19 protein-coding genes are annotated in these 24,233 nt (G+C 41.1%); 14 read left to right on the forward strand and 5 right to left on the reverse strand.

Annotated features, from left to right (window positions below; translation table 11 throughout):
- Window positions 1-66 precede the first annotated feature (66 nt).
- The 6 genes from AB1H92_RS02695 to AB1H92_RS02720 all read left to right on the forward strand — a co-directional run bounded on the left by AB1H92_RS02695 (window position 67) and on the right by AB1H92_RS02720 (window position 6,724).
- Window positions 67-1,086, forward strand: coding sequence for a methionine ABC transporter ATP-binding protein (locus AB1H92_RS02695; protein WP_115360047.1), 1,020 nt, complete (start codon window positions 67-69; stop codon window positions 1,084-1,086).
- The gene (locus AB1H92_RS02700; RefSeq protein WP_243835611.1) at window positions 1,083-1,754 is read left to right on the forward strand and encodes a methionine ABC transporter permease; all 672 of its coding nucleotides are present in this window, start codon (window positions 1,083-1,085) and stop codon (window positions 1,752-1,754) included. The genes AB1H92_RS02695 and AB1H92_RS02700 overlap by 4 nt, the downstream gene beginning before the upstream one ends.
- A 175-nt stretch (window positions 1,755-1,929) precedes the next feature.
- Window positions 1,930-3,072, forward strand: a complete 1,143-nt coding sequence (locus tag AB1H92_RS02705) for an alpha-hydroxy-acid oxidizing protein (RefSeq protein WP_172481068.1) — start codon at window positions 1,930-1,932, stop codon at window positions 3,070-3,072.
- A gap of 369 nt (window positions 3,073-3,441) precedes the next feature.
- The gene (locus AB1H92_RS02710) at window positions 3,442-4,605 is read left to right on the forward strand and encodes a glycerate kinase (RefSeq protein ID WP_115360048.1); all 1,164 of its coding nucleotides are present in this window, start codon (window positions 3,442-3,444) and stop codon (window positions 4,603-4,605) included.
- Window positions 4,606-4,736: 131 nt separating this feature from the next.
- A complete protein-coding gene (locus AB1H92_RS02715) occupies window positions 4,737-5,363 on the forward strand; it encodes a LysE family transporter (protein WP_115360049.1) in 627 nt (208 codons plus the stop codon).
- A 128-nt stretch (window positions 5,364-5,491) separates the two neighbouring features.
- Window positions 5,492-6,724, forward strand: a complete 1,233-nt coding sequence (locus AB1H92_RS02720) for an MFS transporter (protein ID WP_115364022.1) — start codon at window positions 5,492-5,494, stop codon at window positions 6,722-6,724.
- Window positions 6,725-6,785: 61 nt separating this feature from the next.
- Here AB1H92_RS02720 and AB1H92_RS02725 read toward each other — a convergent pair whose 3' ends face one another.
- On the reverse strand, window positions 6,786-7,061 hold the full coding sequence (locus AB1H92_RS02725) for a YqhV family protein (RefSeq protein ID WP_115360050.1): 276 nt from the start codon (window positions 7,059-7,061) through the stop codon (window positions 6,786-6,788).
- A gap of 125 nt (window positions 7,062-7,186) precedes the next feature.
- Between AB1H92_RS02725 and AB1H92_RS02730 the strand changes: the two genes are divergently transcribed.
- On the forward strand, window positions 7,187-7,813 hold the full coding sequence (locus AB1H92_RS02730) for a LysE family transporter (RefSeq protein ID WP_115360051.1): 627 nt from the start codon (window positions 7,187-7,189) through the stop codon (window positions 7,811-7,813).
- On the opposite strand, the gene AB1H92_RS02735 is transcribed toward AB1H92_RS02730, so the two are convergent.
- Entirely contained in the window at window positions 7,798-9,147 is a 1,350-nt protein-coding gene (locus AB1H92_RS02735; RefSeq protein ID WP_115360052.1) for an amino acid permease, read from the reverse strand. The genes AB1H92_RS02730 and AB1H92_RS02735 overlap by 16 nt on opposite strands.
- Before the next feature lie 251 nt (window positions 9,148-9,398).
- On the opposite strand from AB1H92_RS02735, the gene AB1H92_RS02740 reads away from it, so the two are divergent.
- Window positions 9,399-11,129, forward strand: a complete 1,731-nt coding sequence (locus tag AB1H92_RS02740) for a phospho-sugar mutase (protein WP_115360053.1) — start codon at window positions 9,399-9,401, stop codon at window positions 11,127-11,129.
- Window positions 11,130-11,294: 165 nt separating this feature from the next.
- Here AB1H92_RS02740 and AB1H92_RS02745 read toward each other — a convergent pair whose 3' ends face one another.
- On the reverse strand, window positions 11,295-12,425 hold the full coding sequence (locus AB1H92_RS02745; RefSeq protein ID WP_115360054.1) for an NAD(P)-dependent alcohol dehydrogenase: 1,131 nt from the start codon (window positions 12,423-12,425) through the stop codon (window positions 11,295-11,297).
- 354 nt (window positions 12,426-12,779) lie between these two features.
- On the opposite strand from AB1H92_RS02745, the gene AB1H92_RS02750 reads away from it, so the two are divergent.
- Genes AB1H92_RS02750 through AB1H92_RS02760 form a run of 3 tightly spaced genes read left to right on the forward strand, consistent with a single transcriptional unit; the run spans window position 12,780 to window position 16,356 of the window.
- Entirely contained in the window at window positions 12,780-13,532 is a 753-nt protein-coding gene (locus AB1H92_RS02750; protein ID WP_115360055.1) for a DeoR/GlpR family DNA-binding transcription regulator, read from the forward strand.
- Window positions 13,529-14,455 carry a 1-phosphofructokinase gene (gene pfkB / locus AB1H92_RS02755; RefSeq protein WP_115360056.1) on the forward strand — a complete coding sequence of 309 codons (927 nt, stop codon included), beginning with the start codon at window positions 13,529-13,531 and terminating at the stop codon, window positions 14,453-14,455. Before AB1H92_RS02750 ends, pfkB begins: the two co-directional genes overlap by 4 nt.
- Window positions 14,452-16,356 carry a fructose-specific PTS transporter subunit EIIC gene (locus tag AB1H92_RS02760; RefSeq protein WP_115360057.1) on the forward strand — a complete coding sequence of 635 codons (1,905 nt, stop codon included), beginning with the start codon at window positions 14,452-14,454 and terminating at the stop codon, window positions 16,354-16,356. Before pfkB ends, AB1H92_RS02760 begins: the two co-directional genes overlap by 4 nt.
- Before the next feature lie 90 nt (window positions 16,357-16,446).
- Here AB1H92_RS02760 and AB1H92_RS02765 read toward each other — a convergent pair whose 3' ends face one another.
- Window positions 16,447-16,869: a zinc ribbon domain-containing protein gene (locus tag AB1H92_RS02765; protein ID WP_115360058.1), complete on the reverse strand. Its 423-nt coding sequence runs from the start codon at window positions 16,867-16,869 to the stop codon at window positions 16,447-16,449.
- Window positions 16,870-17,143: 274 nt separating this feature from the next.
- Here AB1H92_RS02765 and AB1H92_RS02770 point away from each other — a divergent pair, with 274 nt between their 5' ends.
- Together AB1H92_RS02770 and AB1H92_RS02775 are read left to right on the forward strand one after the other, a co-directional pair.
- The gene (locus AB1H92_RS02770; protein ID WP_279587535.1) at window positions 17,144-20,725 is read left to right on the forward strand and encodes a S8 family serine peptidase; all 3,582 of its coding nucleotides are present in this window, start codon (window positions 17,144-17,146) and stop codon (window positions 20,723-20,725) included.
- 206 nt (window positions 20,726-20,931) lie between these two features.
- The gene (locus AB1H92_RS02775) at window positions 20,932-21,702 is read left to right on the forward strand and encodes an SDR family NAD(P)-dependent oxidoreductase (RefSeq protein WP_115360059.1); all 771 of its coding nucleotides are present in this window, start codon (window positions 20,932-20,934) and stop codon (window positions 21,700-21,702) included.
- Between the two features lie 35 nt (window positions 21,703-21,737).
- Here AB1H92_RS02775 and AB1H92_RS02780 read toward each other — a convergent pair whose 3' ends face one another.
- Window positions 21,738-22,526, reverse strand: a complete 789-nt coding sequence (locus AB1H92_RS02780; RefSeq protein WP_115360060.1) for a DeoR/GlpR family DNA-binding transcription regulator — start codon at window positions 22,524-22,526, stop codon at window positions 21,738-21,740.
- A 519-nt stretch (window positions 22,527-23,045) separates the two neighbouring features.
- On the opposite strand from AB1H92_RS02780, the gene AB1H92_RS02785 reads away from it, so the two are divergent.
- Window positions 23,046-24,167 carry an alcohol dehydrogenase catalytic domain-containing protein gene (locus AB1H92_RS02785; RefSeq protein WP_115360061.1) on the forward strand — a complete coding sequence of 374 codons (1,122 nt, stop codon included), beginning with the start codon at window positions 23,046-23,048 and terminating at the stop codon, window positions 24,165-24,167.
- Window positions 24,168-24,233: the final 66 nt, after the last annotated feature.

Genomic DNA, 24,233 nt, shown 5'->3' on the forward strand with positions numbered 1-24,233 from the left:
GGGAAGGGTGTTTGCATCGATATGATGCAAGGGCACCTTTTTTCTCTTTAGGAAGGAGTGAAGTTCGTGATTGTATTAGAAAACGTCTCGAAAGTATTTAAGATAAAAAATAAAGAAGTCAAAGCTGTTGATCAAGCAAATATGCACGTGAAAAAAGGTGAAATTCACGGGGTCATTGGCTATAGTGGTGCGGGAAAAAGTACATTAATCCGTTGTGTGAATCTGTTGGAAAGACCCTCAGGTGGAAAAGTGGTCATTGATGGGGATGATATTACAACGCTCTCCAAAAACAAACTACGAGAAGCCCGTCAAAAAGTCGGCATCATCTTTCAAGGGTTCAACTTATTGAAAACTGCGACGGTGTATGACAATATCGCGATTCCTTTGAAACTTCATGGCGTCAGTAAAGAAGAAGTGAAGGTACGAACAGTTAAGTATTTGGAAATCGTTGGTTTGGCGGATAAACATCATCATTATCCTTCGCAATTATCAGGTGGTCAAAAACAACGTGTCGCCATTGCAAGGGCATTATCGCTAGAACCTGAAATATTGCTGAGTGATGAAGCGACAAGTGCGCTTGATCCTGAAACGACGGAATCGATTCTTGAATTATTATTGAAAATCAATGAAGAGTTCGGCATTACGATTTTACTCATTACACATGAAATGGATGTGATCCAAAAAATATGTGATTATGTGTACGTGCTTGAAAGTGGGAAAATCGTAGAGGATGGTACAGCAATTGACTTATTTACAAGTCCGAAACATGAAACAACGAAGAAGTTTTTGAGCGCGATTGCTCAACGTAACTTGTCTGCTTCATTGATTGAACAGTTACATTTATCGGGTCCTGTGATCCGTTTAACGTTCACTGGTGATGTGACAGGCGAGCCAATGCTAGCCGAAGTCAATCAAAAATATACGATCAAATCTAATATATTAGCCGCAAATATCATGGAGTTGAAAAATGGTGTGATTGGAAATCTAGTCGTTCATTTTACAGGTAAGCCTAGTGAAGTCGATCACGCCTTACGGTACTTGAAAGAACACGGTGTCGGCGTAGAAGAATTGAGGGATGACAATTGAACGGATTTGGAGATTTTATTGAAAAGTGGTTACCGCAATACCAACAAGCAACGATTGAAACGTTTCAAATGGTTGGCATCTCGCTATTCTATTCAGTCCTTATCGGGATTCCATTAGGGATTTTATTAGTCCTTTCTCGACCTGGACAATCATTGGAAAATAAATGGTTACATCAAATTTTAAATTTAGTCGTGAACATTGTCAGGTCTGTCCCGTTCATTATTTTATTGTTTTTCATATTGCCTTTTACAAAGTTTCTCGTTGGAACGACGATCGGGGTTAAAGGGGTTATCGTTCCGCTTGTCCTTTATACGGCCCCGTACATATCGCGTTTGATGGAAACGGCTTTATTAGAAGTGGAAAGTGGCGTCATCGAAGCGTATACCGCGATGGGCATTAAAACACGCCATATTATTTGGCATGTCATGTTGCGAGAGGCGCGTTCTTCGATAGTGCTAGGCTTGACGATTGCGACTGTCTCGTTAGTAGGGGCAACTGCGATGGCGGGGCTTGTTGGTGCCGGGGGTCTTGGTGATTTAGCTTATCGTTTCGGACATTTACGATATGAAGTGGACGTCATGTATGTGACGATCTTTATTTTAATTATTCTTATTCAAAGTATCCAAACGATTGGAAACCGACTTGCGGCACGGTTGAAGAAGGATTGATTAACTGCAAGGCGTACGAATAAGTGCCTATGCAGGACGTTGCGCGGAATTCGTGGTTGATTCTGCGGAGTTCAATCGTCGGGGTGGGGGATTTAGAGCGCTTAGCGCGGACTTCATTCAGGTTTTAGAACGGGTGCTTGCGAAAGGCACGATTAAAAGAAAGGTTTTGGTGAAATTGACGTCTATCAAAAATAATGATTTATTACTGCAAAACATTGACCCGGACGAAACTTTTCCAACTTCCTATCAAGAACTGGAAGCGGTCGCGAAGGAGAAAATGTCCACGGGTGCATTCGGATATGTTCAATCGGGGGCTGGCGGAGAAGAGACATTGGTTAAAAATGAATCTTCGTTTTCAAAGTATGCCATTGTACCACGCTTTTTAAATGATGTGTCAGCACTTGATACGTCCATCAGGTTATTCGGTCGTACATACAAAACGCCACTCATGATTGCGCCAGTCGGGATGCAGAAAATTGCACATGAAGACGGGGACATTGCGACTGCAAAAGCGGCGGCGAAGTTTGGGATGCCTTTCATTCAAAGTACAGTGTCTAGTTATTCTATTGAAGAAATTGCGGAAGCAACAGGCGATAGTCCGAAATGGTTTCAAGTGTACTGGACAAGTCAAAATGACGAAATTTCATTCAGCATGGTGAAGAGGGCGGAAGATGCCGGATACGAGGCGATTGTGTTAACGGTTGACACCGTCATGCTTGGATGGCGCGAAGAAGACGTGCGCAATCAATATTCACCTTTAATGCAAGGTTTTGGAAAAGCAAACTATGAAACGGACCCGGTTTTTCAGTCAACGCTCCCGGCTAATGATTTTGATAGCGTAATTCAAGCGATTGTGGATAACGTCTATCATCCTCAGCTTGATTGGGCGAAAGTGGCGGAGCTGAAGAAAAGAACATCGCTGCCAGTCTTGTTAAAAGGTATTTTACATCCAGAAGACGCGAAACTGGCCGTTGCGAATGGCATCGACGGCATTATCGTGTCGAATCATGGTGGACGTCAATTGGATGGCGTCATTTCGAGTATTGACGCACTTCCAGTTATTGCGGAAGCGGTCGACGGGGCAATTCCAATTCTATTTGACAGTGGGATTCGTCGCGGCTCTGATATTGTGAAAGCAATTGCGCTTGGGGCAGATGCTGTGTGCATCGGTAGACCTTTCGTGTATGGTTTAGCAGCAGGCGGCCAAAAAGGCGTTGAACAGGTGTTGGAAAACCTTTATCAGGAAATGTCGGTTACCCTTTCTTTATCGGGTGTGACGAATTTGAAGGATATACGTGAATTGGTGATTTTGGATTGAAATTGATATCTGTACCAGTCATTGAAACGGCAAATACTTGCACTCAAAAGCCCCTCCAGTTATTTTAATCGCAAGGAGCTTTTGTTGTCCGCGATTTCAGAGGGGGTTAGGTAACTAGCACCCTCTTTACCATGCTTGCTTTGGTTGTCGGAATAGTTTTCGAATTGAATGGGTGACTGGCACCCGAAAACCAAAAGCTCCTTACGTTCTATACGACGCAAGGAGCTTTTTGTTGTCTCCTATTCACATGGTGGAGGTAACTAGCATCCTCGGTTGTCTGAATAGTTTTAAAATCGAATGAGTGACCGGCATCACAAAAGCTCGTATAATTAAATCAAAGTACTGAGAGCATTTCCTTAGGAGGTTATTATGAAAATAGTCATTGCACCAGATTCATTTAAAGGTAGTTTAAGTGCTGTTGAAGTAGCGAATGCCATTAATCAAGGCGTTCAAAAAGCATATCCGCATGCAAAAACGCACTTACTTCCCGTTGCAGATGGCGGGGAGGGAACGATGGAAACATTAGTTTCTGCAACAGATGGCAAGATGAAAGCGGTATTCGTTACCGGCCCGTTAGGCGGTAAGGTGGAGGCGGCTTATGGCATTTTAGGTAATGGAAAAACATGTGTTATCGAAATTGCAAGCGCTTCCGGTTTAGCCCGTGTGCCTGAAGGAAAACTTGCGCCATTACAGGCAACTACGTATGGGATGGGTCAATTAATTAAGCAAGCTTTAGATGATGGATTTTCATCTTTTATTATTGCTTTAGGAGGTTCGGCAACAAATGACGGCGGCGCTGGCATGCTGCAAGCTTTAGGTGCAAAGTTACTTGACCGTGAGGGAAATGAGGTCAGTTTCGGGGGCGGAAATCTGGCAAATATTGCAGACATTGACATAACTCAATTCGATTCACGAATAAAAGAAAGCTCATTTTTAATTGCATCAGATGTACAAAATCCTTTAGTCGGTTTGAATGGTGCTTCACACGTGTTTGGTCCGCAAAAAGGAGCAACGCCGGAAGATGTGAAATTATTGGATGAAAATATGGTCCATTGGGCGAATCAGATTGAGAAAGTAACCGGTATTTCTCTTCATAATCAGCCAGGTGCGGGTGCTGCTGGAGGGATAGGTGGCGCATTTCTCGCCTTCTTCCCGGCGAAGATGGAACGTGGGGTGGATGTCGTTCTGAAATATGTGAACTTCGATGATTATGTAAAAGATGCTGATTTAGTCATTACGGGAGAAGGGCAAGTGGATTTTCAAACGGCTTCTGGAAAGACGCCGCTCGGGGTTGCGCAAGCTGCGCAAAAGCGCCAAGTTCCTACAATTATTTTAGCAGGTGCAGTCGGTGAGGGCATCGAGGTGTTGTATGATTATGGAATTGTCAGTGTACACAGTATTGTAGATCAGCCAATGACACTGCAAGCGTCTATGGCAAATGCAAATCGATTATTAGAGAAAAGTACCGAACAAATCATTCGTGCATATTTTTATTTGTGGTGCCAGTCACTCAAAACGCGAAAGTTTGAATAAACATGAATGTATGAGTGACTGGCACCATTGAACATTCGAAAATCAGGCAAATTAAATTCTCCTTAAAAAGGTCGTAAACGTCGTTGCAGATGAATAAAATACAACGACATCTTTTAACAGGGGGGATTTATATGAATTCAATATTTACTTTTTTCTTTTTAGGAGCGTCTTTAGCTGCGCCAATTGGCCCTGTTAAGACTGTCTTATTAAATATGGGTATTAGACATGGCTTTTTCCATGCCTGGCTTTTTGCTTTAGGCACTTTGGCAACCGATCTGATGTATATGACGATTGTTTATTTTGGAGTAGGTCAATTTATTGATTCGCCTTTAGTCAAAACAATTCTCTGGTCATTTGGCTGTTTTGTCCTATTGTATACAGGTATTGAAAATTTACTCTCGGTACACAAAATTGAGCAAAATTTAAAGTCGGGTCGTTATGTTCGTCTTAGAAAGTCCATGCTTGCCGGTTTTCTAATGGCTTTATTGAATCCGCTTACAATTCTTTTTTGGTTGGGAATCTACGGTTCGATTCTTGCGAAGGCAGCTGGAACCACTTCAGAATTACAAATCGTACTTAATAGTTTCGCGATTTTGGCAGGGATTGCCATAGTGGATATCTCTATGTCTTTTTTATCCAGCGGCGCACGTAGATTGTTATCCGTCAGACTGTTAACGATTGTTTCGATATTTACGTCTTTATCTATGATTGGATTTGGGATTTATTTTGGCATTCAGGCTTTTCACGCTTTATTTTAAGACGTTCCCCAAGCAACATTTCAATGAGTTACATATTTCGTTCATTTCGATAAAACGCGGTGCACGCATAAAAAGAACGCGGTAGGCAACCATACCTTTAACACAATAGGAAGAGTTGAGGTGTGGTGATGGAGAAAAAAGCGGATCAGGTAAGTGTATGGTGTATTGTCAGCATGGCCTCAATTCCTTTGGTCATGACACTGGGAAACTCTATGCTGATTCCAGTCCTCCCGATACTGGAAGACAAGGTAGGGATTTCATCATTTCAATCGAGCATGATTATCACAAGTTATTCAGTTGCCGCCATTTTTTTAATTCCAGTAGCAGGGTACTTATCAGACCGTTTTGGCAGGAAAAAGGTTATATTACCAAGTTTAATTCTCGCTTTAATCGGGGGTCTGATTGCTGGATTTGCTTCATGGAAAATGGACGACCCTTTTACAATGATTATTATTGGTAGAGTCATACAAGGAATCGGGGCAGCTGGAGCTATGCCAATTGTTTTGCCACTCGTGGGAGACCTTTACCAAGATGACGAAGAAAAGGCAAGTTCCTGTTTAGGAATTATTGAAACGTCAAATACGTTTGGCAAAGTGTTAAGTCCCATCCTAGGTTCAATTTTTGCTGCTTTTTTATGGTTTTTGCCATTCTTCTCCATTTCAGCGCTCAGTTTAATTTCCATCGTCCTCATTTTTTTCTTCGTAAAGGTTCCGAAAGAAAAAGATGAACCAGTAAAGTTCAAGGAGTTTTTCAATAACACGAAGAAGGTATTCAAGGCAGAAGGAAAATGGTTGTACACAGTATTTCTAAATGGCGTCCTTGTTATGTTGATATTATTTAGTATGTTATTTTTTCTATCGGAAAACCTTGAAAAGGTTCATGATATTAAGGGCATTAAGAAAGGTTTTGTACTGGCAATCCCTCTTCTATTATTATGTACAGCCTCGTTTATTTCAGGCAGAAAAATTAAAGGGGATATTAAAACGATACGATTAGTCATGCTCAGTTGTTTAGCTGTCATGTCTATTGCTGTCGCATTCGTTGGGTTTACCAACAAAAAAATCATCCTTCTGTTAGCCGTGACGAGTATCGTGGGGATCGCAATTGGTGCATTGTTGCCTGCACTTGACGCCATTATTACGGAGAATATCGAAAAAGAGCTGAGAGGAACAGTCACTTCTTTTTATAGTTCAGCAAGATTTATCGGTGTTGCGGCGGGGCCACCCATCATGTCAATCGTCATGAAAAACTTTTTAAATGGCAGTTATATTGTTGCAGGAGTACTGGGCGTCATTTTATTGTTTATTGTTTTTAAATTTATCAAAGAGAATGAAATTGGAAACCAAACTGAAAAAGCATGAAAACAAGGACCCTAATGGGTCCTTTTTATTCTGGAAGTATGTAAAACACTTGTCTATAGGATTAATCAGCTTTCAAACTAAAAAGAATTAGAAAAATACCGCAGAAAAGACAGATGATCCGAGTCAATGAGATTCGATCTGCCAGGCCGATTAACGCGAGTGCTGTTGTAACAATTAAAATAACAGGGCCTACTAAGGCAAGCAGCGTATTAATGTAAAAGGCTTTCTCTAAATCATTGAACTTGAACATGAGTGCGGCAGCTGTAATTTCTATACTTCCAGAAAGAAGTCTTAATAGAATGATGAAAAGAAGCGCTCTTTCTATAACAGTCCTCACATCCCCCAGTAGTATTCATGCCTACTCTATGCGACTGGTATAAAAAATATTTTGTTTTTTCAAGTTGTACAAGTTCCTCCCTATGAATAAGATGCATAGAAATCATTTTTAGGGAGGCCTATTCATTGAACTCTATCGCTGCCTATATCATTTTAGGTGTATCTTTAGCTGCGCCAGTCGGTCCTGTCAATGCCGGGCTGCTGGATACAGGGATTAAAAACGGATTTTTTCATGCTTGGATTTTTGGTATTGGCGCTTTAACGGCCGACGTTCTATATATGATTATGGTTTATTTCGGGATTGGTCAAATCATTGAGTTTCCGCTTGTGAAAATCATACTTTGGTCGTTTGGTTGCTTTGTTCTTACCTATACGGGGATAGAGAGTTTACTTTCGCTACATAAAATTGATGTGTCGCTAAAATTCGGTAAGAAAGTTCGTCTTAGACGTTCTATATTATCAGGTTTTTTTATGTCCTTGTTAAATCCGCTAACCATTCTTTTTTGGCTAGGGATATACGGTTCAATTCTAGCAGAGAATGCTGGGAATTTTGCAGGCCATCAATTAATCATCAATAGCGTGGCCATTATCGCGGGTGTCCTCTTATGGGATACATTCATGGCCACGCTCTCTAGTGGGGCCCGCAGATTATTATCGACTCGACTATTGAAGGTGATCTCCATTATATCTTCCTTATTCATGATTGGATTTGGCATATACTTTGGGTTTCAAGCTTATCATGCGTTATTTTGAGCCTCTTCTTTTTTCCATTTTTTACGTAAAAACAAGACGATTACTCCAATCACTGTAAGGAATACTAAACTGATAAAGAAACCAGGTCGACTTGTTTGATGAAAGAGTGTACCACTAACGGCCGAAGCGACTAAAATCATGCCAATCACTCTCTTTACTTTATCCATTTTAGTCGGCTCAATTAATTTGTGATACATCACTAAAATAAAAAGCCAATTATAAAGCAGCAATAATGCTGCTGCGGTCGTGATATATTCATACACTTTATCCGGCAACAATAAAGAGGTAACGATTGAAAGAACAAGCCCGGAAGATGTTAAAGCAATCGCAGGCAGCGGCATTTCTAATTTCATTTTCGTTTGTTTGCTGAATATTTTTGGGGCATCTCCATCTTCTGATATTGTTTGAAGGATCGTTGTTACCGCGAATAGGGATGCTGACATCGCTGAAAACCCTGCAATAATAATGGCAGCCGTAAACACATGCGGGAAAAACTCGATGTGACTCACACCTGACAATGCTTCAACAAAAGGACTTTTATTTTCCTTAAACTTATTGTATGGCAGCAGTAATAGTGCTAACGAAAGGGCAGCAACGTAAATGACACCAAGCAGCCCTAACATGACTTTTCCAGACTTAGGCGCATCCTCTTTATTTTTAAGATAGATGGCCATTACGCCCATTACTTCGATTCCACCATGTGCATAAAAGGCAAAGGCGAGGGCGCTCCAAAACCCAAAGAGCCCTTTAGGGAAAAATTCACCGACAGATTGAGGAATACCTTCGTTTGGATTTCCTTCAAGTACCCCTGTAAGTGCTAAGACGGCAATGACAATAAACATAAAAATCGCGGCAATTTTCATCACAGCAAAAACGCTTTCTAATTTCCCAAATGCTTTCGCACCAATAAAGAGAACAATGAGGCCGCAAACCGCATAAATACATGCGAATATCCATAATTTAATGTTAGGGAACCAAAATCTAGATAGGAGCGAAATGGCGGTAAGTTGGCTACCGATGATTAAGATTTCTGAACACCAGTAGACCCAACCACTACTAAAACCAGCCCAACGCCCATACGCTTTTTTGGCGTAGGTACGAAAAGTTCCTTTCTGCGGATCTTTTGCAGACATTTTTGCGAGTGCTTCAAATACGATATACGTAGCAATTCCAGCCATGATAAAAGCCAGTACGACTGAAGGACCTGTCATTTGGATCGCAATACTGGATGCTAGGAAAAAACCTGTACCAATAATGCTACCTATCCCAATGAGAGATAATTGCCACCAAGTAAGATTTGCTTTCTCCTTGTCACCCGATGTTTTTTTCCCCATTGATACACCTCCACATAAACCTAGTCTTCCACTTGGAAGTGGATTTATGTGTTTGGTGTGGTGGTGCTGCGGCGGTGCCAGTCACTCAAACAAACATGATTATTACATTATTCATGAATATTTCATTTAACAGGAAAGTTTGAGTGACTGGCACCTTGTCGAACCTTTCCATTGCAAAGCGCTCAACCCCAATTGTAAAATAGGGATAAGGATTCGTATTTAAAATAACAGTAAAGAAGTGAGTTATCTACATGAATTGGGAAACGAGTTATGCGAAATGGACCAGTTATACAGATTTGGATGAGGAATTGGCAGGTCAATTACACGAATTAAAAAATCAACCAATGCAATTGGAAGATTGCTTTTATAAAAACCTTGAATTTGGGACTGGCGGTATGCGTGGTGTGCTTGGACCTGGGACAAATCGTATGAACATCTACATGATTCGTAAAACGGCTGAAGGATTGGCGCGTTATATTGAACATCACGGCGAGGAAGCAAAAGTACGCGGTGTGGTGATTGCTTATGATTCGCGTTTTAAATCACCGGAATTTGCGATGGAAACTGCAAAAACACTTGGAAATCATGGTATTCAGACTTATGTATTTGATTCCTTAAGAACTACACCGGAACTATCCTTTGCAGTGAGGTATTTGCATGCATTCAGTGGCGTTGTCATTACGGCAAGTCATAATCCACCGGAGTATAACGGTTTTAAAGTTTATGGGCCAGATGGTGGGCAGCTTTCTTCAGAGGCAGCTGAACAAATTATCGCAAAAGTAAACAGTGTAGAAGATGAATTAGCGGTAGCAGTTGGCACAGAGGAAGGATTAAAAGCTGCTGGATTACTAACGATAATTGGCGAAACTGTTGATCAAGCTTATTTAAAGCAATTAGAAACAATTGTTGTCAATCAAGATGTAATTGATGAGGTCGCTGATGATTTTAGAATTGTTTACACGCCGTTACATGGAACAGGAAATATGCCTGTACGTAAGGGGCTAGATGCAGTTGGCTTTAAACATGTAGAAGTGGTAAAAGAGCAAGAATTGCCGGATGCCAACTTCTCAACAGTTGATTCGCCAAATCCAGAGGAAGCCGCTGCATTCTCACTCGCAATGAAGTACGGTGAGCAATCGAATGCAGACATCTTGCTCGCAACAGATCCTGATGCAGATAGGGTCGGTGTTGCTGTTAGAAATGAAGAAGGGAAATACCAAGTATTAACTGGTAATCAAACCGGCGCATTATTATTACACTACTTAATTACCCAAAAGAAAAAGCAAAACGAACTACCAGAGAACGCAACCGTTTTAAAAACAATCGTCACATCGGAAATGGGACGAGATATTGCGGCTACTCATAACTTAGAAACAATCGACACACTCACCGGTTTTAAATACATAAGCGAGTGGATTGAAACATTTGAACAAAAAGGAGACAGAAGCTTTTTATTCGGATACGAAGAAAGTTATGGATATCTAATCAAGGACTTTGCGCGTGATAAGGATGCGGTTCAAACATGCCTACTGATCGCAGAAGTAGCGGCTTATTATAAAACGAAGCAAATGTCGTTATATGAAGGGTTAATGGCACTTTATGAAGAATACGGTTATTATCTGGAAGATATTGAGTCATTAACGTTAAAAGGGAAAGACGGCGCGGCTAAAATCCAAGCCATTCTTAGCGAATTCCGTGCGAACCCGCCTAAGGAAATTGCTGGGCAGGCTATTGTTGTTATTGAAGATTATGACAGTAGTACGCGAGTGTACGTTGAGTCTGGCGAACAAGAGGAAATCCATTTACCTAAATCCAATGTTTTGAAGTATAAACTAGAAAACGGCGCTTGGTTCTGCTTAAGGCCTTCAGGGACGGAGCCGAAAATTAAGTTTTACTTTGGCGTGAAGGAAGAGACGTTGGAGGGAAGTAGGCAGGCGTTGGAAGAGATGATGGTTGATGTGATGGGGAGAGTTCAGAGTTAGTAGGTACTGGATAAGATAAAAATACATTACAATTATCTAAATGCGAAAGTCATCCAGAATTTTGGATGACTTTTTCGCTTTAGGTGCCAGTCACTCAAACAAACACGAAAGTTTTAATAAACGTGTTTGTTTAAATAAACATGAATGTATGAGTGACTGGCACCATTATGCTAACGGCTCGTCTCTCCGATATTCCTCATCAACAATCAAGATCGGCTTAATCGTCTCCCCACTATTAGAATCAGCAACAGCTTGATTAATCTCACTAAACTTATAAAACTTTAGTAATCTCTCAAACGGGAATTTACCCTCTTTATGAAACTTGATCAGCTCGGGAATTGCAAGTTGAGGGACTACATCGCCCATTAAGACCCCGGCAAGTTTTCGGTTTGCGAGTACTAAGTCTAGAAAAGTATTAAATTCTACCGAGTGTGGTGTTACCGCAACTGGAGCGCTAATGCCGCCGATTCCAAGTACTTTAATAGAAGCCTTCATAACAGCAGGAAGGCCTGTTGTATCGATCGAATAGTCTACGCCAAGTTCATCAGTGATTTCAGCGATACGTTCTGCCAAATTCTCCGTATTACTATTAATTGTATGGGTTGCACCAAGTTCTTTTGCTGTTTCCAAACGGGAGTCATGAATATCAATCGCGATAATCGTTGAGCACCCTACAATATTTGCCGTCATCAGTGCACCAAGCCCAACTGCACCTGTCCCAAATACAGCAATCGATGAACCGCTCTTTGCTTTTAAACCATTCACAACAGTCCCAAAACCAGTTAACAATCCGCAACCAAGGGGACCAATTAAACGTAAATCTTCTTCTGCATCAACTTTAATTAAGTTATTGACGTTTGTGATTGTATGCGTTGCAAAAGAACTCTGTGAAAAGAAGTTCGATACAGGTGTTCCATCTTCTTTAAAGAAAGTATAACTGCCGTCTGGACGACCACCCCCCATATTTAAAGGAGCCCAATTGTTACACGAGGAAGGATGTCCCGTTCGGCAACTCGGACACATACCGCAATAGTTGTAGGCCATGACAACTTGATCGCCCACATTGAAATCTTTCACCGCACTGCCAATCTTCTCAATAATGCCCGCGCCTTCATGTCCAAGAACGACAGGCATCGGAAACGGGGCATCCCCAATCCGAAGCGCTTCATCTGAATGGCAAATCCCCGTTGCAACTATTCTTACAACGACTTCATCAGGCTGAAGTTCGCCAAGTGTTAGTTGTTCAAACTCATACTCTTCATTTATGCCGTTGATCACTGCTGCTAGTGTTTTCATTATTTTTCCTCCTAATTAACTTGTATATTTTGTCTGATGCAGGGATTGCTCGTCCGTTTAAGCAAATTAATGTCTGCTGATTTTAATGCAACAGAAGTACTGCTTGTCTACTAGTTGGAGTGACGCTATCACTATATGTATATTTGAAAATATTATGAGGAAGTTGAGGCTTGTGTGCTCCAGATTCCTTCGGGTACCAGTCACTCAAACAAACACGAAAGTTTAAAATAACGCGTTTGTTTGAGTAACTGGCACCATTATGGTTGCTTGTGAGTGTTTTTGACTGAATGTGATTGATTTTGAATGCGTTTTCATTTAAGATAAAAGTAAGTTGAGTAACTAGGAGGTGCTTGGATGTTAACGAATGAAAGGCAACAAGTGATACTAGATTTATTAGCGGAAAAGCAAACAATTAAAATACAAGAGATTATTGAGTTGACAAATGCTTCAGAATCAACCATTCGACGAGATTTAACTGAATTAGAGCATGAACATAAATTAGCAAGAATTCATGGCGGTGCGACGATTCGTGGACGTAAATTACATGAACCGAGCATGCTTGACAAAACAGCCAAAAACCTTCAAGAGAAAAAGCGAATTGCGGAGTTTGCGGCTTCATTGATCCAAGAAGGTGATTGTCTATTTTTGGATGCGGGCACGACGACTTTTCAAATGATTCCACACTTGCGCAATAAAAAGGTCGTTGTAGTAACTAATGGACTGACGCATGTTGAGGCGTTAATTGAGCATGGTGTGACGACTTATTTGGTGGGCGGTTATGTAAAGGGGAAAACGCGAGCGCTTGTCGGACCGCAAACGATTCAGTCATTGCAAAATTATCGTTTTGATCAATGCTTTTTGGGAGTAAATGGTTTTGACGTTACATTCGGTTACACGACACCTGACCCAGAAGAGGCGGCTGTGAAACGCCAAGCGAGTGCATGCGCGAAACATACGTATGTTGTCACAGACCATACAAAATATGGAGAAGTCAGTTTTTCTAGCATCGATGCGTTAAGTAAAGCGACTTTAATTACAAGTAAACTTCCGGAAGAAACGCTTCGATTATTAAGAGAACACACGACTGTAGAGGTGGTGTCTACATGATTTATACTTGCACAATTACCCCAAGTTTAGACTATACAACGTATTTATCTTCCTTTAAAACAGGGGAATTAAACCGCGCGAAAGATGTTCACTATTATCCGGGCGGAAAAGGGATCAATGTGTCGCGCGTTTTAAAACGTTTAGATGTTGACAGTGTGGCCATTGGTTATGCGGGTGGATTTGTAGGCGATTACATCCAAGCATTTTTGCGAGATGAAGGGATTCAAACTGATTTTATTGAAACAACGGAAATCACGCGTATTAATGTGAAGATCAAAGCTGAGGAAGCTTCGGAATTGAATGGACCGGGTCCTACGATTACTAAGGACCAACAGCAGATTTTATTCAATAAAGTGCAAGCAATGAAAGAGGAAGATTGGTTCGTTTTAGCTGGACGTTTACCAACATCGATTCCCCTGTCATTTTTCAAAGAAATTGCTGAGACTTGTGAAAGAAACGGGGTCCACTTTGTACTCGATACATCTGGTCCAGCATTGAAAACATTAATTCAGACGAAACCTTTTTTAGTGAAGCCGAATGCTGATGAGCTTGGCGAGTTATTTAATACGACGATTACAACGAAAGAGGAAGCATTTTATTATGCGAAAAAGCTTGTCGCGCAAGGCGTTCAGCATGTTGTCGTGTCGATGGGCGGCGAAGGTGCTTTACTCGTGACAAAAAATCTCGCTCTATCAGCAAAAGCGCCGAAAGGAAAAGTTGTCAATACAGTAGGTGCGGGGGATTCGCTTGTTGCAGGGTTTATCGCGGCGTATGTTGCGTCGGAAATTGTACATGATGCGTTCCGTTACGCAGTTGCAAGTGGAAGTGCGACGGCTTTTCAGTCGGATTTATGTGAAAAGTCAGGGGTTCTGGAATTAATTGACGAAGTGAAAATCGTGGATGAAACGGATGTGAAACTATGAAAATTGTAGAACTGTTAACAGAAGAGACGATTATTTTGGATGTGGAAGCTACTAATAAACAAGCTGTTTTATCGGAGTTAATTGAACAACTGAATGACGCGGGGAAATTGGATGATAAAGAAGCTTTTATGCAAGCTATTTTAGCGCGTGAGGAGCAAAGTACGACGGGCATTGGCGATGGGATTGCGATTCCGCATGCGAAATCGGCGGCTGTAAAAGAACCGGCGATTGTATTTGGGCGTTCAGTAGAAGGGATTGACTATGCGTCGCTTGACGGTCAACCGGCGAATTTATTTTTCATGATTGCGGCAACAGATGGTGCAAATGATGCCCATTTGGAAGCGTTGTCGAGACTTGCAACATTTTTAATGGATGAGAAATTTAGAAATGCAGTATTCAATGCTAAAACAAAAGAAGCGGTTATTGAAGCAGTTAACGCGAAAGAAGCCGAGTTGGATGGACCGAATGAGGAAGAGATGGCACCGGAAACAGTTTCGAGAAAAATAGTAGCGGTGACAGCTTGTCCAACAGGCATTGCCCATACATTTATGGCCGCGGAGAAATTAAATGAAACTGCAAAAGAAATGGGCGTTTCTATTAAAGTTGAGACGAACGGTTCAAGTGGTGTGAAAAATCGCCTAACGGATGCAGACATTGCAGAAGCAGATGCGATTATCGTTGCGGCGGATACAAAAGTAGAAATGGCGCGTTTTAACGGGAAACCGGTCATTCAAATTCCTGTCGGAAAAGCGATTTATGAAACAGAGGCGATCCTCAATCGTGCGATTAAGAAAGAAGCTCCGATTTATTCGCATGACGTGTCCAAAGAGGATGCGGTACAAACAGAATCACGCAGCGGATTTTATAAGCATTTAATGAATGGTGTTTCCAATATGCTTCCATTTGTTGTTGGGGGCGGAATTTTAATTGCGCTGTCATTTTTCTGGGGAATCGAATCGGGGAATCCAGATAGTCCGGAGTACAATGCCTTTGCCGCGATGTTAGGGACAATTGGCGGTGGAAAAGCGTTCTTCCTAATGGTGCCAGTGCTTGCTGGTTTTATCGCATCGAGCATTGCAGATCGTCCAGGATTTGCGCCGGGTATGGTTGGCGGATTAATTGCAATCACTGTGACGGGTGTTGAAGGGGCTGCCGGAGGATCTGGTTTTCTGGGCGGATTAATTGCAGGATTCTTGGCAGGATACGTAACGTTATTAGTTAAAAAGGCTTTTACTAGATTACCAGAAGCACTTGAAGGATTAAAGCCGGTGTTGTTTTTCCCAGTGTTTAGTATTGCGATTACAGGGATTGCGATGATGGTCATAAATCCGCCATTAACGAAGATTTATACAGGCATTACAGCGTTTTTGGAAGGGTTAGGCGGCACGAATGTTGTGTTAGTTGGTATTGTTTTAGGTGCAATGATGGCAATTGATATGGGGGGCCCAATTAATAAAGCGGCCTACACATTCGGAATTGCGATGCTTGATGCGCAAAACTTTACATTTATCGCAACAGTGATGGCGGCAGGAATGGTTCCGCCACTTGGTGTTGCACTTGCAACTACATTATTTAAGAAACGTTTTTCGAAGCAGGAAAGAGAAGCAGGAAAAACAGCGTATGTGCTCGGTGCATGCTTTATTACAGAGGGTGTGATTCCATTTGCAGCAGCGGATCCAGCACGGATTATCCCAGCTTCCGTAGCGGGGGCGGCAGTAACGGGTGGATTGACGATGTTATTTGATATCGGTCTACGTGCCCCACATGGCGGAATCTTTGTAATGGGCCTTGTTGAAGGCGGCATTGGAAAAGTTTTACTCTATGCTTTGGCGATTGTTGCCGGGGCGATTGTGACGGCGTTGTTGGTTGGGATGTTGAAGAGGGAAACAAAAGTCTACTAGTCTAATAAAGTACCAGGATTCCGACACAATTTTGAATCGTGTTGGAACCTGGTATTTTTATTCATACATCATTTTATTAAACGGGGTAGGTTAGAAAAATTCCCAATCCCCTACTTGCTTACCCTCTTGTCGTTTTTTACCAATTAAATATGCATCAATAATCAACATTGGCATTGTGATAATCGCTGAAAGACCTACTGTAATAAAAGCTAAAATAATAGAACCGATAAAACATACAATCCCCTTTGCCACTTGTCCGTTCACAAGTTGGCCTAAACCTGCTATTAAGAATGACAATAATGCTGGAATCGCTGGATGCATCGCTTCTCCCGTGCCAGACGACTTGTTTGTCTTCTTAATACTTACGCCGCACGACGTACACATTTCTTGAATTTCTTTAACAGGTTCTCCGCAGCCGTAGCAATATTTCTTTACAGAATACTGTCTTACGCCACACTTCGGACAGACTTCGGCTAAATCTGAAATAGCCTCAGAGCAATTCGTACAATGCATAGTAAACCCCCTTTGATGTCACTAATCTATGTATTTGGTGGTAGGAATATTATTATTTTGAGTGATTGGCACCGTTACCTAGTACCCCCAACCTATTCACACCTTTAATTATTTAAATATAATGGATTTAAACGACTAATGAATCATAAAATATGCTCATACTTTCGCACGATTTTTGATGAGTGACAAAATCCAACATTCTCCGCTATTCAACTTGTGGTAAGTTGGTATTGTCGAGCAATTCGGACAACTACTAACTTGGGGAGGAATGACATTGGGGAGAGACAAATCGATCAGGTTCTTTAGTAGTTTATTAGCTTTCTTCATGGTGTTTACGCTTCTAACGCCAGGATTTGCTTCAGCAAAAACAGAAACTACGCTGAAAAAGTCATCTGTACCGAATGAAAGTATTATGCAGATGAAACAGGCGATTGTTGAGCAAGATCAATTACTGCAACAGGAGCCTAGACTACATCGTGATTTAGAAAAGGAAAAGGGGCAGCATGATGTAGAAGTCATCATTCAACTTTCGGAAGAATCGATTGCTTTATCGGAAGGGAAAAAGAAAGTGAAGGATCTTCCGTTTACTGCATCCGAACGGGCAAAAGCGCAACAAAAAGTAAATGCGCAACAAAAGCAAGTTAAGCAAGAAATGAAATTAAAGAAACTGCTTATTAAAGAAGGATATACTTTTGAAACGGTTCTAAATGGTTTTTCCGCAACCGTCAAAGCAGACGACCTTAAGAAACTGTTAGACATTAAAGGGGTAACCCTTGTCGAGCCGGTTGTGGAAGTTCATGCTTTCGAAGGCACTTCCGTAAATGAAAATGGACAAGTAAGTCCGGCAATGGATACAAGTCAATCATTCTTAGGGATTGAAAAAATTTGGAACAAAGGATTTAAAGGGGAAGGCATTAAAGTAGGGGTTCTAGATACAGGAATCGACTATCATCACCCTGAGTTTGAAGGCATCTACAAAGGGGGATGGAACTTTATTCCCCATGATTCGGGTTATGCAAAACCACGTGCTGATGACGATCCTTATGAAACAACGCCATCTGAGCGTCCAAGTGATAGGTCTGAATTTAACGCAAATGGCAGCTCGTTTTACACATCTCACGGAACGCACGTAGCGGGTACGATTGCGGCCCTTGGGAACAATGAATACGGTATTTCGGGACTAGCACCAGCAGTTGAACTATACGCATACCGTGTACTTGGTGCTTACGGCAGTGGTACGAATGCCGGCGTCATTGCAGGAATTAATAAATCAGTAGAAGATGGAATGGACGTCATTAACTTATCTTTAGGCGGTGGAAATAACTCTTCTACGACTGCAGATACGATTGCGATTAACAACGCGATGCTAGCAGGAACTGTAGCAATTTCCGCAACAGGAAACTCTGGTCCGAACCGCGGTACAATTGGAACGCCAGCAGCGGCGGCGCTTGGGATTGCTGTTGGAAACACAACAAATCCTGAAGCCATGTACGATGCAAATGTATCTATTACAGCAGGTGATTATACAAACATATCTAACATTAGCTTAATGGGAACTACGTACGGCGTTGATCTTGAAAAACAACTTGCGGGAGAGTTTGAAGTCGTTGCAGTTCCAGGAGTTGGACAGCCTTCTGATTTTGAGGGGCTTGACGTAGATGGAAAAGTAGCACTTATTTCCCGTGGAGAAATTCCATTTGTTGATAAGATTGCTGCAGCAAAAGAAGCGGGCGCTGTGGCAACGTTTATCCACAACTTCGGCGGTGGTACGGGCGCACCTGGACCATCTGATGTTTTCCTAGGGGATGATTTCGAATTTATCCCATCCTTCGATATGTCTCAAACAGAAGGGGATGCATTACGTGAAGCACTTGCATCAAACAGAGGAACAGTTACATTTTCAGATTTTAACGTAGATTATACAACGGGCGATGAAGTAAATAATTCAAGTTCACGTGGTCCCACAACACCACATTTTGATATTAAACCTGACGTATCTGCACCAGGGACAAACATTATGTCGACCATTCCGATGTATGGAAAAGAAAATCCAGATGCAGATTATGCTAAAGCCTTTACGCGTAAAACAGGAACGTCGATGGCAACACCACATGTTGCAGGGGTTGCAGCACTAATTTTAAATGCAAATCCAGACTGGAATGCATTTGATGTAAAAGTCGCGCTATCTAATACAGCAAAAGTATTAGATACTGATAAATATGATGTATTCGCACAAGGACCTGGACGTGTTCAGCCATATGAGGCGGCATTCCCGAATGCGCTTGCTTATGCGCTAGATACGGTCGTATCTGACGGCGAAGAAGTGGACAACACAAAAGGAACAGTCACATTTGGACATCTTCCTCAAGTGTCGGAAGAGGATGTTTCAGTAACGAAACAAATTCATGTGAAAAAACTATCCGGTAACGCAAGTGATTACGAGGTATCTGTAGAAGTAACGAAAGCATTTGGCGATGCGAAAGTTACGGTTGATCAATCAACATTTACGCTAAACGGTGAACAGCTGCTAAACGTCACGCTTGATGCGCCAAAATCGGAGGCGCCAGCAGGAAGTGAACTTCTTGGGTATATTCACATTACTGACGGCGAAACGAATTTATCATTGCCATTTGCAGCTGATTTTTCACCGGTCGCGGAAGCGAAATCTGGCATCGAAAACTTCGAACTTTCGGGTTACGATGTATCCTTCCATCCAGATAGCAAAGGAGACCCAGTTCGATTATCATTCGATTTGCACAATAATGTTTTATTCAACTACATTGAGCTATGGGATTTCTTTGATCCATCCGGCGGTTACTATGGCGATGGGTATATCGGGTATCTACATGCCGGCGATTTCTTAGCAGCTGGTAGTTATTACTTGGATATTGATGGTCAATATGCGCCTTGGGGAGGTAATGGTTTAGAAACGATTCCAGACGGTGCATACACAGTAGACTTTACTGGGCTAAATATTGACGAGCATGGAGATGAGATAATTTTTGATTGGGATGGACCGTTCTTTGTAAAGAGTACCCAATCTAAGATTGAATCAGCCGAAGCACATATTGCGGAAGAATCAACTTACGCATTTACAGGAACAGTCATTGACAACTATATCAAATACTCACGCGATGGATTTGGCTATGATGTCAATACAAAACTATCGACAACATTCGAAGCAAAAGATGCTGCAGGTAACGTCATCTCAAGCGGACCTGTGAATCTTGCACAAGATGGTTCATTCGCTTTCGACGTAACTGGACTTGTTAACGGTGATAACACAGTGACAATTTTCGTTGACGACGCGGCAGGCAACAGTGCTGAAGCTAGCTTTGTCGTTGCGTATAACAAATACGTTGTTTCCCCAGATGAAATCGAAAGTCAAATTGGAAATGATACAGAAGAAATCGTAATTGCTGTTCCAGCATTTGACGATGCGCTGAACATTGAAATCAACGAAGCAATTGTCGATACGATTGTGAAATCAAAAGCGGATCTAGTCGTTGAAAGCGGTAATGGATTCTCATTCGACCTTGATAAAAAAGTGATTGAGAAACTGTTGAAAGGAACAGATGGTACATTAACAATTGCGCTTACAAAAGAAGATGCGACGGAAGAAGGAGCAATTTCCGATGTTTACGCATTCAACTTTGTCACTGGTGAAGGTTCTGTTATTGACATCGGCAAAGAAAAGATTGATGTAAGCATCCCAGTCGACGTTTCAAATGTTGAGAAAACAAACAAACTGACAGTCCTAGACCTTGAGAATAATCGCACGTACAAATTGGAATATAAAGATGGCGTAGCAACGTTCAAGGCTGATGGACCAGGTGTATTTGTTGCAGTCAATTAAGATGCACCCTGTGCACTTCGCTACAATTTTATAAAATGAAAGTGAGAATCCTGCCATATTACTATTGGTGGGATTCTTTTTATTTATAAAGGAGGAAGGTCTATGCATTTAAAATGAAGGTAATTGAAAGAAAGTAAAAATAAAATTGACAAAGTGAAAGTAATTGATAGTATAACCATTGAATACAGAAAAATGGAGGGATGAAAATGGATTATCAGAAATTATTTAGTTTAGAAGGAAAAACAGCACTCATAACTGGCGGTGCTAGAGGGCTAGGGAAAGCAATGGCCGAGGCATTAGCGCAAGCTGGCGCGAATATTGTGATTGTGGATATGGAAGCTGCAAGCGCAGAAAAAGCAGCGAAAGAATTGGCATCTTTCGGTACGAAAACGCTTGGCCTTGAAGTAGATGTTACAAATGAATTGCAAGTACATAAAGCGATTGATCGAGTAGTAAGCGATTTCAATGAACTGAATATCGTAATCAACAATGCGGGGATTTGCCAAAAAATCAGCATAGAAGATCAAAGTTTGGAAGACTGGAAGAAAACAATGGATGTGAACGTGAATGGTGTTTTTCTAATCTCCAAATACGCAGGGAAACAAATGAAAGTGCAGGGCGGTGGATCAATCATCAACATTGCTTCCATGTCCAGTTTTATTGCGAATACAGAAGCGCAATGTGCATATAATGCGTCGAAAGCAGCGGTTGCAATGATGACGAAATGCATGGCTTCCGAATGGGTCAATGACAATATTCGTGTAAATGCCATTGCGCCAGGTTATATGAAAACCGATATGACAAAACCAATATTTGCACCAGGGGGCGAGCTTGCACATGTACTTGATATGGTTCCGATGAAACGATTAGGGGAACCGCATGAACTTGGCGGATTGGCAATTTATCTCGCTTCCGAAGCGTCTTCTTTCGTTACAGGATCGTCTTTTGTTGTTGATGGCGGTTATACAATTTGGTAGAAAATAAAAAAAGTAGCTGTTGCCAGCTACTTTTTTTATACGCTTTGAATATTAGTGGTCATAATTTCAATTTGTCGATTAGTTAGTGTTTCCACGTATTCTGCTGACATTTCTGCGTCTGTAATAATCATATCGATTTCATCTGTTGTCGCAAATGAAGCAATGGAATTCTTATCTAACTTTGTATGATCCAGTAAAGCGACAATTTTATTGGAAGCTTCTACGACTGATTTTTTTAGTTCAACTTCATACATACTGAAGTCGGTAAGACCTGATTCAATCGAAAATCCACTCGCGGAAGTAAACATGATATCAATATGGATTTGATTAAGAATACTGAGTCCAAGATTTCCTTCCAATGCATAGGAACCTTTCTTAACAATGCCGCCTAGTAGAATTACTGTAATATTGGGATGATTGTTCAATTCAAGTGCGGTATTAATTCCGTTTGTTACAACGGTTAAGCGTAAGTTCTCGCCATTTAATAATCTGGCCAACTCCAAAGCTGTTGAACTTGCGTCAAGCATAATGCATTGACCGCTAGATAGAAGCGACAATGCTTCTTTCGCAATGGCGGATTTTTCTGTACGATTTTTTTGTTGGCGAATAGAGAAGCTTGTGTCGTTATCCAATTGTTCTTCTAAAATTGCGCCACCGTGAGTTCTTTTTAAGAGACCTTCTTCTTCCATCTTCGTTAAATCTGTCCGTAAAGTTGCTTCAGATACTTTGATAAGTTTTGACAGTTCTTTAATGGTGACACGTTTTTGTTCTGTCAGTTTATCTAAAATGATATTCCGTCTTTCTGGAGCAAACATCTTTTGCATAAAATCACCTGCATATCCAATTTTTTATTCATGAAGACATTTACAAGTGCAAGGAAATAAAAAAATAAAAAAAAGAAAAACATAATAATAGCTTATTAATGAAAAGTCTATCGGAAGTAACGTTAAATTTCAATAGTCGTCGACTTTTTATTATTTACCGTTAGTTCCGTTGTTTCACTTGTCACGGTCCTTCACTTTACCCAATCTTATCTTAAAACCCATCAATTGTGAAATCGATTTGTTGAATATAGGTGATAAATATTACGTGAAAGTGTGCGGTTGTATTGTTTTAAGCGATTATTATATGAGCGTACACTTGAAAAGTATAGCTTTGAAAAGAAGAAATAGAAAGCAAACAAAAGAAAATGAAAAAATATGTTGACTAAACAACAGAAAAAACATTATAATGAAAACGATTACAAGGTTAAGTGGAAAAATAATGAGAATTCGATGAGTTTTTGAATCGAAAATAGAGGACTTACAATAAAAATCTACCGGAGTAGAAAAGGAGAATGTCAAATGTGTACAACAAATCAAGCGACAAAAATAAAAGAAGCAGAATTGAACATTCCTAAAACGATGAAGGCGGTTGTTGCGTATGAGCCAGGCGATTATCGTCTTGAAGAAGTCGCAGTCCCTGAAATCGGCGAAGGAGAAATTTTAGTTAAAGTAGAAGCTTGTGGAATTTGTGCTGGAGACTTGAAAGCTTTTGACGGCGCACCAAGTTTTTGGGGAGACGAAACGCAACCCGCATACATAAAAGCACCAATGATTCCAGGACATGAATTCATTGGACATGTTGTTGCACTTGGAGAAGGAGTTAAAGGTGATTTTGAAATTGGCGATCGCGTCATTTCTGAACAGATTGTACCTTGCTGGGATTGCCGTTTTTGTAAACGCGGCGAATACTGGATGTGTCAAAAACATGACCTTTATGGATTCCAAAGTAACGTAAACGGTGCGATGGCCGAGTATATGAAATTTACAAAAGAAGCGATTAACTATAAAGTTCCTGAGGATCTTCCAATTGAAAAGGCGATTTTAATCGAGCCTTATGCATGTTCTTATCATGCAGTAGAACGTGCACAAATTAAACTTGGTGATGTAGTAGTGCTTGCTGGAGCTGGGACGCTTGGCCTCGGTATGATTGGTGCGATTAAAAAATCAGGTCCTGAGAAACTGATTGTCCTTGATTTATTTGATGATCGTCTCGAAAAAGCGAAGGAATTCGGTGCGGATATGGTGTTAAACCCATTACGTGATGATGTTGACGCGATTGTAAAAGAATTGACGGATGGGTACGGTTGCGACGTTTATATTGAAGCAACTGGTGCACAAAAGTCAGTAGAACAAGGTTTAAACATGATTCGTAAATTAGGAATATTTGTAGAGTTCAGTGTATTTAAGGACCCTGTAACAGTTGACTGGAGCATTATTAGTGACCGGAAAGAATTAGATGTACTCGGTTCTCACCTTGGCCCTTATTGTTATGAGCCGGTGATTAAAGGAATTTCTAATGGAGACTTGCCAACTGAAGGCGTCGTTACACATGAATTTCCACTAGAAGATTTCAAAAAAGGATTCGATTTAGTAAGAAGCGGCGCGGATTCATTGAAAGTAATCCTAAACCCGAACATGTAAACAAAAATACAAAAGGAGTTCCGATGATTATGTGGGAGCTCCTTTCCTTAAAAAAGGCAGGGGGAA

It is taken from the genome of Sporosarcina pasteurii (assembly GCF_041295575.1).
Taxonomy (GTDB): Bacteria; Bacillota; Bacilli; order Bacillales_A; family Planococcaceae; genus Sporosarcina; species Sporosarcina pasteurii.

Bases quoted from the DNA above. Each gene is read 5' to 3' on its own strand.
- AB1H92_RS02710 (WP_115360048.1), top strand. From the start codon at position 3,442: ATGAAAATAGTCATTGCACCAGATTCATTTAAAGGTAGTTTAAGTGCT.
- AB1H92_RS02715 (WP_115360049.1), top strand. From the start codon at position 4,737: ATGAATTCAATATTTACTTTTTTCTTTTTAGGAGCGTCTTTAGCTGCG.
- AB1H92_RS02720 (WP_115364022.1), top strand. From the start codon at position 5,492: ATGGAGAAAAAAGCGGATCAGGTAAGTGTATGGTGTATTGTCAGCATG.
- AB1H92_RS02735 (WP_115360052.1), bottom strand. From the start codon at position 9,147: ATGGGGAAAAAAACATCGGGTGACAAGGAGAAAGCAAATCTTACTTGG.
- AB1H92_RS02740 (WP_115360053.1), top strand. From the start codon at position 9,399: ATGAATTGGGAAACGAGTTATGCGAAATGGACCAGTTATACAGATTTG.
- AB1H92_RS02745 (WP_115360054.1), bottom strand. From the start codon at position 12,425: ATGAAAACACTAGCAGCAGTGATCAACGGCATAAATGAAGAGTATGAG.
- AB1H92_RS02750 (WP_115360055.1), top strand. From the start codon at position 12,780: ATGTTAACGAATGAAAGGCAACAAGTGATACTAGATTTATTAGCGGAA.
- pfkB (WP_115360056.1), top strand. From the start codon at position 13,529: ATGATTTATACTTGCACAATTACCCCAAGTTTAGACTATACAACGTAT.
- AB1H92_RS02760 (WP_115360057.1), top strand. From the start codon at position 14,452: ATGAAAATTGTAGAACTGTTAACAGAAGAGACGATTATTTTGGATGTG.
- AB1H92_RS02765 (WP_115360058.1), bottom strand. From the start codon at position 16,869: ATGCATTGTACGAATTGCTCTGAGGCTATTTCAGATTTAGCCGAAGTC.
- AB1H92_RS02775 (WP_115360059.1), top strand. From the start codon at position 20,932: ATGGATTATCAGAAATTATTTAGTTTAGAAGGAAAAACAGCACTCATA.
- AB1H92_RS02780 (WP_115360060.1), bottom strand. From the start codon at position 22,526: ATGCAAAAGATGTTTGCTCCAGAAAGACGGAATATCATTTTAGATAAA.
- AB1H92_RS02785 (WP_115360061.1), top strand. From the start codon at position 23,046: ATGTGTACAACAAATCAAGCGACAAAAATAAAAGAAGCAGAATTGAAC.